The organism is Clavibacter sp. (genome assembly GCF_014802555.1).
Taxonomy (GTDB): domain Bacteria; phylum Actinomycetota; class Actinomycetes; order Actinomycetales; family Microbacteriaceae; genus Clavibacter; species Clavibacter sepedonicus.
On sequence record NZ_JAAVCB010000026.1, the window covers coordinates 33,649 to 44,000 of the forward strand.

Sequence of the window (10,352 nt, forward strand, 5' to 3'; positions counted from 1 at the left end):
CTCCGTTCGGTGGCCGGCCCGCGTCGAGCGGGGGCGGATGGTGGTTCGTCCCCACCCTAGGTGCCGGGTCGGGGGACATGCGCGCGCGGCGCCCGACCGGGGGTCGGACGCCGCGCGGGGCGAGCGGGGTGGATCAGCCCTTGGGGCAGGAGCTGGTCGACGCGCTGATGGGACCGCCGACCTTCGGGGCCGGGCAGATGTACTTCGCGTAGGCGCTGTTCCCGTCGAGGTAGCGCTTGAGGAACGCCGTGACCGCGTTGCGGATCGTGGCGACCGGCACGTGCTCGCCCGCGGCGTGGCCGAGGCCCTTCAGCTCCAGGTACTGCTTCGGCGTGCCCGCCGGGATGGAGTCGTACGCGGGCTTGCCGAAGTCCTTCGGGATGGCGACGTCGTCCTTCTGGCCGGTGATGACCAGGGTCGGTGTCGTCAGCCTCGGGTGCGTCGGGGTCGTCGTGTTCGGGGCCGTCGCGGGCGGGAAGTCGAAGGGCATGAGCCCGATCGCGGCCGTGATCGACGGGCGCGACTGGGCGGCCTGCGTCGTGCCGCCTCCGCCGAACGAGTAGCCGATGAGACCGACGTCGTTCGCGGACACCTACGACCTCACCGCGCTCTGGCCGGTGAGGTGATCCGCCGCGGCGAGGATCTCGGTAACGCGCTGCTCGGGAAGTCGCCCGTGTCCAGCGTGTCGATGGCGAACGCGACGAAGCCCTGCGAGGCGACGAGCTCGGCCATCTCCTTCTCGTCGGCGTTCGTGTCCGTGAAGCCGGGGTGATGACGACGGCGCCGAGGACGGGCTCGCCCGCATCCTGCGGCGTGGAGATGACGCCGCCGCCGAATGCCGTGATGGCCGTCTTCGGGACGACCGTGGTGCGCACCGCGAAGGGCGCGTGGTGGTGGGCCGCGGCGTGGGCGGGCGCCGCGTGGTGGGCGGGGGCGGCCTGGGCGGCGGTGGCGATCGCGAGGGTGGCGACGAGGGCGAGCGCGGCGACGACCGCAGGATGCGAGCGGAGCGCGGAGGGTATGACGGGCATGGGCGTCCCCTTGGTCGAAGGGCGGGAGCCCGCGGCGGTCGCCGCATACGGAGGTTCGTCAGCACATCAGGAGCGCGCGACCCCGGCCCCTGTGCCGTCCTCCCCAGCCGCGCCGCCCGGGGATGATCCGCGCGCGGGACGCCACAGATCCCGTGCGCGCGACGCCGCCCGCGCGCGCGACGCCGCGCGGGACGAGCGGACGGATCAGCTCGTCGGGCAGGAGCCGGTCGACGGGGTCGGGGACGTCCGCGGCGCACGCCGCCGGACGAGGCGTCACGTCACGTGGGCGTCGCCGCCGCGGTCGTCGTGCGGCGTCAGAGGATCCGCTTGCCCGGGCCGAGCACGACGTCGGGCCCGAGCCCGGCGTCGACGACCACCGGCACGTCGGCCGCTGCCTGCGTGCCCTCCGGGACCCACATGCGGTCGCGTGCCACGAGGATCACGAGGCCGTCGACGTCGCCGACCGCGGCGAACCCGTCTGTCGCGAAGCCGCCGTAGGGGTGCAGCCCGGCCTCCTCTAGAAGCCCGACCGCGGCGGGCACGTCGTCGACGACGACGCCGACCTCGCTCACCGCGACGATGTCGGACGCCCGGAACCGACCCGTCGGCAGGCCGTCCGGGGCGAGGGCGCGGCGTTCGATCAGCTCCAGCCCCTGCGCGTCGGGCCCGCGGAAGTAGACCGAGCGTGAGTCCCAGGTGCCGGGCCCCGCGAACTCGTCGCAGCCGTCGGGCGCGATGACCTCCGCGCGCTCGCCGAGCCACGCCCGGGCGGCCGCGAAGGTGCCCGTCGGGATCGTGAACGCCAGGTGGTGCGCGCCGCTGTAAGCGGGGTCGTGCACGAAGCGGAGTCGCGACGGGCCGATCTCCACCTCGACGGCGTCGTCGGTGATGCGCACCGGGAAGCCGAGCGCCCGGTAGGCGTCGGCGACCTCGGCGGTGTCGCGGGCGGGCAGGGTCACGGCGCGGATGATCATGCGCCGATCCCAGCACCTCAAGCGAACTTGAGGTCAAGCGCAGGCGACGCCTCAGTCGAGCAGCTCCCGCACGTGCGCGAGCGAAAGGCGGGCCGCGACCGCGATGCGGTGCTCGTCGAGCCCCGCGGCGTGCGCCGCGCGCACCGCGTCCCCGAGCGCGGCGGCGGACGCGGCCAGACGGTCCGACGCCCCCGCGAGCCGGGCGACGTGGACATCGTGCTCGGGATCCGCGACGGGCGGCCGCGCGCCCATGTCGATGACCCAGTCGGCGTCCGGGTGCCGGGCCTCGAGCACCAAGCGGCGCACCGCGGGTAGGTCCGGCGCCGACCAGGCGAGGTCGCCGAGATCCGCGAGCGCCACCCAGCGCAGCTCGTCGTGGTCGGTGCTCGCGGTGGGGAGCGGGCCGACGGGATCCGCCCGGTAGCAGGCGAGGTCGACGACGCGCTCGCCCACGGGCACCTCGGAGCGGTCGACGAGCGCGCCGACCGTCACCTCGACGCCGAGCTCCTCGCGGATCTCCCGCGCGAGCGCCGCCTCGGGCGTCTCGCCCGGCTCGACCTTGCCGCCCGGGAACTCCCACGTGCCCGCGCCCTCCTTGTGCGCCGCGCGGCGGCAGGCGAGCGCCCGCCCGTCGCGGATCAGCACCGCCGCCACGACCTCGAGTCCCGCCATCCGTGCCTCCCGTCGGCGTCGCCAGCCGCCTCGACGCTACCGGCCCGTCCGACCGCGCCCGGGCGGGCCGGACCCGGCCTGTACCGTGGGACATCCGGCATCCGCCGCGACGAGAGGCACCACCCGTGAAGATCAGCCACCAGCGCCACTTCGTGGTCGCGGCCGAGGTGCTGCACCTGCCGAAGGCGGCGGATCAGCTCGGCATCTCGCGCGCGAAGCTCGCCTCATCCATCCGCGCGATCGAGGAGCACTACGGCAGGTCCGTCTTCGATCCGCAGAGCACGGAGACGCGCCTGACGAAGACCGGCCGCCTCGCCTACGAGGAGGCGCTCGAGGAGCTCGCGAAGCCGTCGACCCCGCCCGAGGCGCCGAAGCCGCCGGCCGGCGGGAAGGCCAAGGCCTCCAAGGGCCAGGGTCGCGCGCCCGTGGTCAAGGGCCAGCCCAAGCCGTACAAGCGCACGCAGGGGCGCTGAAGCGCGCGCAGGGGCGCTGACCCGACCGGATCAGCGCCCCTGCGACGGGTGGTGCGTCCTACTTCTCGAGGAACTCCAGCACGGCCTGGTTCCACTCCTCGGGGTGGCTGACCGTGACGCCGTGCGGGGCGTCCTTCACGACGTGCAGCTCGGAGCCGGCGATGGCCTGGTGCGTGCGCGCGCCGGATCCCTCGAACGGCACGGTCGCGTCGCTGTCGCCGTGGATGACGAGCGTCGGCACGGTGACCTTGGTGAGGTCGTCGCGGAAGTCCGTGGTCGCGAACGCGGCCATCGACGCGAGCGCCGCGTGCTTCTTCGACTGGTGCGCGAGCGCGATGGCCTCCTGGCGCTCGGCCTCGGTGACCTTGAGCACGCCGTTCGCGGAGTAGAAGCCGGTCGTGAACTCGTCGTAGAAGGAGTCCTCGTCCTTGGTGAGGCCGGCCGTCATCTCGGCGGCGGCGTCCTTCGTGAGCGGGCCGTCCGAGTTGTCGTCGGTCTTCTCCAGGTACGGCGGCACCGCGGAGGCGAAGACGACGCTGTGCAGGCGCGCCTCGCCACGGGTCCCGATGTAGCGGGCGATCTCGCCGCCGCCCATCGAGAAGCCGACGAGCGTGACGTCGACGAGGTCGAGCGCGGTGAGCACCGCGTCGAGGTCGGACGCGAAGGTGTCGTAGTCGTAGCCGGTGAGCGGCTTGTCGCTCCGGCCGAAGCCGCGGCGGTCGTACGTGATGACGCGGTAGCCGGCGGCCTCGAACGCGGGCACCTGCTTGCTCCAGGACTCGCCCGACAGCGGTCAGCCGTGGATGAGGACCACGGGGCGTCCCGTGCCCCCGGTGTCGTCGACGTGCAGGTTGGTGTCCTTCAGGAGCCCGTGGTGGGCGGTGATCTCGGTCATGCGGTCGTCCTTCCCTCAGTGATGAGTTCGTGCACTACATATTTGCTTCGGAGTCGTGCGCGGTGCGGTGCGGTCCGGGGATCACCCGCCGCCGGCACGCGGGCGCGGGCGGCAGGATGGACCCATGCCCCGAGCCAACTCCTCCTACCGTGCCGCCCGTGACCTCCTTCAGGAGATGCGCACCGACCGGACATCCGCGGTCGAGCGCTTCCGCTGGCCCGACGTGGGCGAGTCCTTCAACTGGGCGGTCGACTGGTTCGATGGCATCGCGCGCGGGAACGACCGGGTGGCGCTGCACGTCGTGGCGGGCGACGGGTCCGAGCGCCGCCTCACCTTCGACGAGATGGCGACGCGCTCCGACCGCGTCGCGACGTGGCTCGTCGCCCGCGGCGTCCGGAAGGGCGACCACGTCATGCTCATGCTCGGCAACCGGGTGGAGCTGTGGGAGACGATGCTCGCGATCATGAAGGCGGGCGCCGTGATCCTGCCGACCTCGACCGTGCTCGGGTCCGCCGACCTCACGGACCGCGTCCTGCGCGCGGGCGTGCGCCACGTCATCGCCGACCTCGCGCACACCGCCGTGTTCGACGACGTGCCGGGGGAGTACGCGCGCATCGCGATCGGCGCCACGGGCGACACGTCCGTGCCCGACGGCTGGGCCGACTACCGCGACGCTGACGACGCGCCCGCCGACCGGGTGGGCGTCGCGGTCGCGTCCACGGATCCCGCGCTCGTCTACTTCACCTCCGGCACCACGAGCAAGCCGAAGATGGTCGTGCACACGCACGTCTCGTATCCGGTCGGGCACCTCACGACCGCGTACTGGCTCGGGCTGCAGCCGGGCGACGTGCACCTCGCGATCAGCTCGCCCGGCTGGGGCAAGCACGCGTGGAGCTGCTTCTTCGCGCCGTGGATCGCGGAGGCCACCGTCTTCGTGCACGACTACGCGCGCTTCGACGCGCACGCGCTCGTGGAGCAGCTGGACCGTGCCGAGGTGACGACGTTCTGCGCGCCGCCGACTGTGTGGCGCATGCTCATCCAGGCGGGGATCCGCGAGCGGCCCGGGCAGCTGCGGGAGATCATGTCCGCGGGCGAGCCGCTCAACCCCGAGGTCATCGCGCGCATCGAGGAGTGGTGGGGGCTCACCATCCGCGACGGCTACGGGCAGACCGAGACCACCGCCATCGTCGCGAACGCGCCCGGCGACGCCGTGGTCCCCGGCTCCATGGGCACGGCGCTGCCGGGCGTCGACGTCGTGCTCGTGGATCCCGTCACAGGCGAGCCCGCCGACGAGGGCGAGATCTGCCTCGACCTCGCCACGCGGCCCGTGAACCTCATGGCCGGCTACCTCGGCGACGACGCCCGCACGGCCGAGTCGATGCGGGACGGGTACTTCCACACGGGCGACGTCGCCCGACGCGACGCCGACGGCACCATCACCTTCATCGGCCGCACCGACGACATCTTCAAGTCCTCCGACTACAAGATCTCGCCGTTCGAGGTCGAGAGCGTCCTCATCGAGCACCCGGCGGTCGCGGAGGCGGCGGTGGTGGGCGCGCCGGATCCCGTGCGGCTCAACGTCGCGAAGGCCTACGTGCACCTCGCCGCCGGGTGGGAGCCCGACGAGGCGACCGCGCTCGCCGTGCTGAAGCACGCGCGCGAGCGGTGCCCGGCGTTCATGCGCGTGCGCCGCGTGGAGTTCGGCGAGCTGCCGAAGACCGCGTCGGGGAAGATCCGCCGGGTCGAGCTGCGGCAGCGCGAGGTGGCCGCATCCGACGCCGGCGAGCGGCTCGACGGCGAGTGGCGCGACGACCAGTTCCCGGGGCTGCGGGCGCGCTGACCGCGCGTCGGCGGCGCGTCTCCGGCCGGCCGTCGGGCGGTGACGGGAGCGGCGCCCGGCGGCCGGTAGCATCCCGTCATGCCCCTCGCCTCCCCGCCCGCCCTCGAGCCGCGGCGGGCCGCCCGGTGAGGGAGAACCCGTCGTACGCCCTCGAGGACGTGGCCGAGATCCGTCGGCTCGTGGACGAGAACCCGTGGGCCACGATCGTCAGCGGCACGGGCGCGGGGCTCGTCGCCTCGCACTACCCGGTGCTGCTCGATCCCGACCGCGACGACCTCACGCTCCTCACCCACGTCGGCCGCCCCGACGAGCGGATCCACGAGCTCGGCCAGCGCGACGGATACGACGGCGAGGTCCTCGTCATCGTCCAGGGCCCGCACGGCTACGTGTCGCCCGGCTGGTACGACGCCGACCCCGCCGTGCCCACCTGGAACCACGTGTCAGCGCACCTGACGTGCCGGGTCGAGATCCTCTCGCCCGAGGAGAACCTGCGGGTGCTCGGGCAGCTGGTCGACCGCTTCGAGGACCGCATGCCCGAGCCGCGCCGCATGGAGGGGACGCTCGAGGACGCGGCCTACGCCGCCCGCATCAGCGCCGGCACCGTCGGCCTGCGGCTCGTCGCCACGCGGTTCGTCGCGAAGGCGAAGCTCAGCCAGGACAAGCCGCCGCACGTGGTCGAGCGCGTGCTCCACGAGCTGGAGCACGGCGCGGAGTACCCGAATCCGGCGCTCGCCGCGGAGATGCGGCGCGCCCGAGCCCGGGCCGAGGGCGGCTCCGCCGGGGCCGACGCGTGAGCGGCCTGCTCCTCGCGGGCGGCCGCCTGCCCGGATCCGACGCGCCCGTCGACGTGCTCGTCCGCGACGGCGTCATCGCGTCCGTCGGCCCGGCCGGATCCGCGGACGCGACCGGCGTCGAGACCCGCGCGCTCGACGGCCGGTTCGTGATCCCGGGCCTCTGGGACAACCACGTGCACTTCACGCAGTGGACCAAGGTGTCCCGCCGCCTCGACCTGTCGCGGGCGTCGTCCGCGGCGGAGGCCGTCGCGCTGGTGCGGGACGCGCTCGCGGCCCGCGCGGCCTCGGCTGGATCCGGCGCCGTCATGAGCGCCGGCACCCCCGAGGCGCTGGTCGGCTACGGCTTCCGCGACGGCCTCTGGCCCGACCTCCCGACGAAGGACCTCCTCGACGCCGTCGCGGGCGACACCCCCGTGCTCCTCGTCAGCGGCGACCTGCACTGCTGCTGGGCGAGCTCGGCCGCGCTCGCGCCCCACGGCTACGGGGACCACCCCACCGGGCTCCTGCGCGAGGACGACTGCTTCGACTTCATGTACCGCGTGGAGGAGGGCGACGCGTCGTCGCTCGACGCGCAGGCCGTGCAGGTCGCCCGCGAGGCCGCCCGCCGCGGCGTGGTCGGCGTCATCGACCTCGAGATCGACTGGAACGCCGACCGGTGGCGCCGCCTCGCCGCCCTCGGGCACGACGCGCTCCGCGTGGAGGCCGGCATCTGGCCGCAGGACCTCGACCGGGCGCGCGACGCGGGTCTCCGCACGGGCGACGTGCTCGCGGGCACCGGCGGCCTCGTGCGCGTGGGACCCGCGAAGGTCGTCACCGACGGATCCCTCAACACCCGCACCGCGTACTGCTTCGACCCGTACCCCGACCTCGACGGCCAGGGCGGCGACGCGCACGGCGGCGCGTGCGGCCAGCTCTCCGTGCCGCCCGAGGAGCTGCGCGGGCTCATGGAGCGCGCCGCGCGGCAGGGGCTGCGGCCCGCGATCCACGCGATCGGCGACCACGCGAACCGGCTCGCGCTCGACGCGTTCGCGCACCTCGACCGAGTGCTCGGCGGCGCGCACCGCGACGCGGACGGGACCGCGGGATCCATCGAGCACGCCCAGCTGCTGACGCACGAGGACGTCGCGCGGTTCGCCGCGCTCGGCGTGGTCGCGGGCGTGCAGCCCGAGCACGCCATGGACGACCGCGACATCGCCGACGTCTACTGGGCCGGCCGCACGGCCCGCGCCTTCGCGCTCGCCGACCTCCGCGCGGCGGGCACGCGCCTCGCGCTCGGCTCCGACGCGCCCGTCGCGCCGCTGGATCCGTGGGTCACCATGAGCGCCGCCGTCGGCCGGTCGCGGGACGGCCGGGAGCCGTGGCACCCGGAGCAGGCCATCGACCGGGCCGCCGCGCTCGACGCCTCCGTCCGCACGCGCATGGCGCCGGGGGAGCGGGCCGACCTCGCGGTCGTGGAGCGGGATCCGCTCGCCGCCTCCACCTCCGCCGACGACCTCCGCGCGATGCGGGTGTCCGCCACGCTCCTCGGCGGCCGCCTCACGCACGACACGCTCGGGGGCTGACCGGCGGAACACCTCGCGGGCGGCCGGCGTTGGACCCACCATGAGAGCGATCACCTACACCCGCACGGGTGCCCCCGACGTCCTGCAGCCCGTCGACCGCGACGAGGTCGCCCCCGGCCCCGGCGAGGTGCGCGTCCGCGTCGTCGTCTCGGGCGTGAACCCCACCGACTGGAAGTCCCGCGACGGTGGAGCGCCCGGCCAGGAGCTGCCGTTCCCCGAGGTCGTCCCGAACCAGGACGGCGCGGGCGTCATCGACGCCGTCGGCCCGGACGTCACCGGCCTCGCCGTCGGCGACCGCGTCTGGATCATGCTGGCCGCCCACGGCCGCCCCACCGGCACCGCGCAGGAGAAGACCGTGCTGCCCGTCGACCGCGTCGCGCCCCTGCCCGACGGCCTCTCCTTCGACCTCGGCGCGAGCCTCGGCGTCCCCGCCGTCACGGCGCACCGCGCGCTCACCGTCTCCGAGGACGGCCCCTCTCGCCTCGCCCCCGGCGCCCTCGCCGGGAAGCAGGTGCTCGTCGCGGGCGGCGCCGGCGCGGTCGGCCACGCGGCCATCCAGCTCGCGCGCTGGGCCGGCGCCACAGTGATCACCACGGTCAGCTCGCCCGAGAAGGGCGCCCTCGCGACGGCCGCCGGCGCGCACCACGTCGTCGACTACAAGGCGGGCGACGCGGCGGCGGAGATCCAGTCCATCGCGCCCGACGGCGTCGACCTGATCGTGGAGGTCGCCCCCGCGCAGAACGCCGAGCTCAACCAGGCCGTCGCGAAGAACCGCGCCTCGGTCGCGGTGTACGCGAACAACGGCGGCGACACCGTCACCCTGCCCGTGGTGGACAGCTTCGTGAAGAACCTCCGGTACCAGTTCCTGCTGCTCTACACGGTGGGTCAGGAGGCGCTCGACGCCGCGCGCGCGGACATCCACCTCGCCCTCATCGACGGCGCGCTGCCCGTCGGCGAGGAGGCGGGCCTCCCGATCACCCGCTTCCCGCTCGAGCGCACGGCCGACGCGCACCAGGCGGTCGAGGACGGCGTGACCGGCAAGGTGCTGATCGACGTGACGCCGGCCTGATCCCCAGGGCCCTGACGACAGATGGCCGCACCGCCCTCGGGCGATGCGGCCATCGGCCTGCGAGCCACCGGTGGGCGGCGGCGGATGCGGACTACTCGGTGCCCGCCACCCGACGCCGCGGACGCGACTCGCGCGTCAGCAGACGCTGCATCACGAGCGGCGCGAGCGCGCTCGCGTTGAGGCAGGTGGAGATCAGGATCGTGATGGCGAGCAGGTTCGCCGGGATGTCCCACGCGTCGCCCAGCAGGTGCAGCGCGAGCACCCCGAGCGAGACGACGAGCAGCAGCCACGACGATCCGCGGAGCCACCGCGGGGTGCGTGCCCCCGCGAGGGCGACGACCGCCATGACGGCTGCGTTGGCGATGACGAGCGCGAGCGGGCCGGTCATGCCCGCCCTCCGCCTCGAGTGCGGTGCTTCCTGGCGTGACCGTTCATGATGTCGTCCCCCTTCGACGGGCCGGATGGCCTGCCTCGACTCTTCCGCAGGGGGAGCGTCGGGTGAAGTCGGCGCTATCGGGGACAAGCGTCATCCCGGGCGCGTCGTCAGCGGGCGGCGCGGGCCACGGGGGTCGCGCCGGAGAGGTCGAGCCCCACGTCCACGAGCTCCACGCGGCCCGCGAGCGCGCGGCCGGGCCCGCGCATGAGGCCGGGCTTGCCCGCGCCGAACGTGACCGTGACGTCGGCGGACAGCACGGTCGGATCCGGCACCTGGCCGTCGTCGCAGCCGACGCCGCTCGGGATGTCGCACGCGACGACCACCGGTCCGCCCGCGCCGAGGATCACCGGGAGGAGCGCGGCCACCACGCGGCGCGCCTCGCCGCGGAGGGCGGGGCTCGCGGTGGTGCCGATGCCGAGGATCCCGTCGACGACGAGCGCCGACGCGCGGGCGAGCGCCGCCACCTCCGCGTCGTCGAGCTCCTCTGCCGGCGTGATGGGCACGCCCGCCTCGGCCGCCCGCGCCGCGGCCCCGTGGATGCGCGACGCCGTGCGGATCACGCGCACGTCGCGCCCGTCCCGCGCGAGGTCGGCCGCGGCGAGCAGC

10 protein-coding genes and 1 pseudogene are annotated in these 10,352 nt (G+C 74.6%); 5 read left to right on the forward strand and 6 right to left on the reverse strand.

The annotated features are described in order from the left end of the window. Nucleotides 1-133: 133 nt before the first annotated feature. From HDR73_RS03135 to HDR73_RS03145, 3 genes are all read right to left on the reverse strand, one after another. A complete protein-coding gene (locus tag HDR73_RS03135) occupies nt 134-592 on the reverse strand; it encodes a poly(ethylene terephthalate) hydrolase family protein (protein ID WP_223842745.1) in 459 nt (152 codons plus the stop codon). 753 nt (nt 593-1,345) lie between these two features. Next, nucleotides 1,346-2,005, reverse strand: coding sequence for a VOC family protein (locus HDR73_RS03140; RefSeq protein WP_012298678.1), 660 nt, complete (start codon nt 2,003-2,005; stop codon nt 1,346-1,348). 51 nt (nt 2,006-2,056) lie between these two features. After that, the gene (locus HDR73_RS03145; RefSeq protein WP_012298679.1) at nt 2,057-2,677 is read right to left on the reverse strand and encodes a (deoxy)nucleoside triphosphate pyrophosphohydrolase; all 621 of its coding nucleotides are present in this window, start codon (nt 2,675-2,677) and stop codon (nt 2,057-2,059) included. Between the two features lie 125 nt (nt 2,678-2,802). Here HDR73_RS03145 and HDR73_RS03150 point away from each other — a divergent pair, with 125 nt between their 5' ends. After that, nucleotides 2,803-3,150 (forward strand): LysR family transcriptional regulator, encoded by a 348-nt coding sequence (locus tag HDR73_RS03150; RefSeq protein WP_012298680.1) that lies wholly within the window; start codon nt 2,803-2,805, stop codon nt 3,148-3,150. A gap of 58 nt (nt 3,151-3,208) precedes the next feature. On the opposite strand, the pseudogene HDR73_RS03155 reads toward HDR73_RS03150, so the two are convergent. Beyond that, nucleotides 3,209-4,045, reverse strand: a pseudogene (locus HDR73_RS03155) (alpha/beta fold hydrolase). A gap of 124 nt (nt 4,046-4,169) precedes the next feature. Between HDR73_RS03155 and HDR73_RS03160 the strand changes: the two are divergent. From HDR73_RS03160 to HDR73_RS03175, 4 genes are all read left to right on the forward strand, one after another. After that, a complete protein-coding gene (locus HDR73_RS03160; RefSeq protein ID WP_041464478.1) occupies nt 4,170-5,885 on the forward strand; it encodes an AMP-binding protein in 1,716 nt (571 codons plus the stop codon). 125 nt (nt 5,886-6,010) lie between these two features. Then, nucleotides 6,011-6,679, forward strand: a complete 669-nt coding sequence (locus tag HDR73_RS03165; protein WP_012298683.1) for an FMN-binding negative transcriptional regulator — start codon at nt 6,011-6,013, stop codon at nt 6,677-6,679. Next, the gene (locus HDR73_RS03170; protein WP_012298684.1) at nt 6,676-8,241 is read left to right on the forward strand and encodes an amidohydrolase; all 1,566 of its coding nucleotides are present in this window, start codon (nt 6,676-6,678) and stop codon (nt 8,239-8,241) included. Before HDR73_RS03165 ends, HDR73_RS03170 begins: the two co-directional genes overlap by 4 nt. A 40-nt stretch (nt 8,242-8,281) precedes the next feature. Next, nucleotides 8,282-9,310: an NADPH:quinone reductase gene (locus HDR73_RS03175; RefSeq protein WP_012298685.1), complete on the forward strand. Its 1,029-nt coding sequence runs from the start codon at nt 8,282-8,284 to the stop codon at nt 9,308-9,310. Nucleotides 9,311-9,401: 91 nt separating this feature from the next. On the opposite strand, the gene HDR73_RS03180 is transcribed toward HDR73_RS03175, so the two are convergent. Both HDR73_RS03180 and HDR73_RS03185 read right to left on the reverse strand, forming a co-directional pair. After that, nucleotides 9,402-9,698, reverse strand: a complete 297-nt coding sequence (locus tag HDR73_RS03180) for a hypothetical protein (RefSeq protein WP_012298686.1) — start codon at nt 9,696-9,698, stop codon at nt 9,402-9,404. 155 nt (nt 9,699-9,853) lie between these two features. Further along, the coding region (locus tag HDR73_RS03185; RefSeq protein WP_287136218.1) for an NAD(P)H-hydrate epimerase at nt 9,854-10,352 on the reverse strand (499 nt) is incomplete at its 5' end.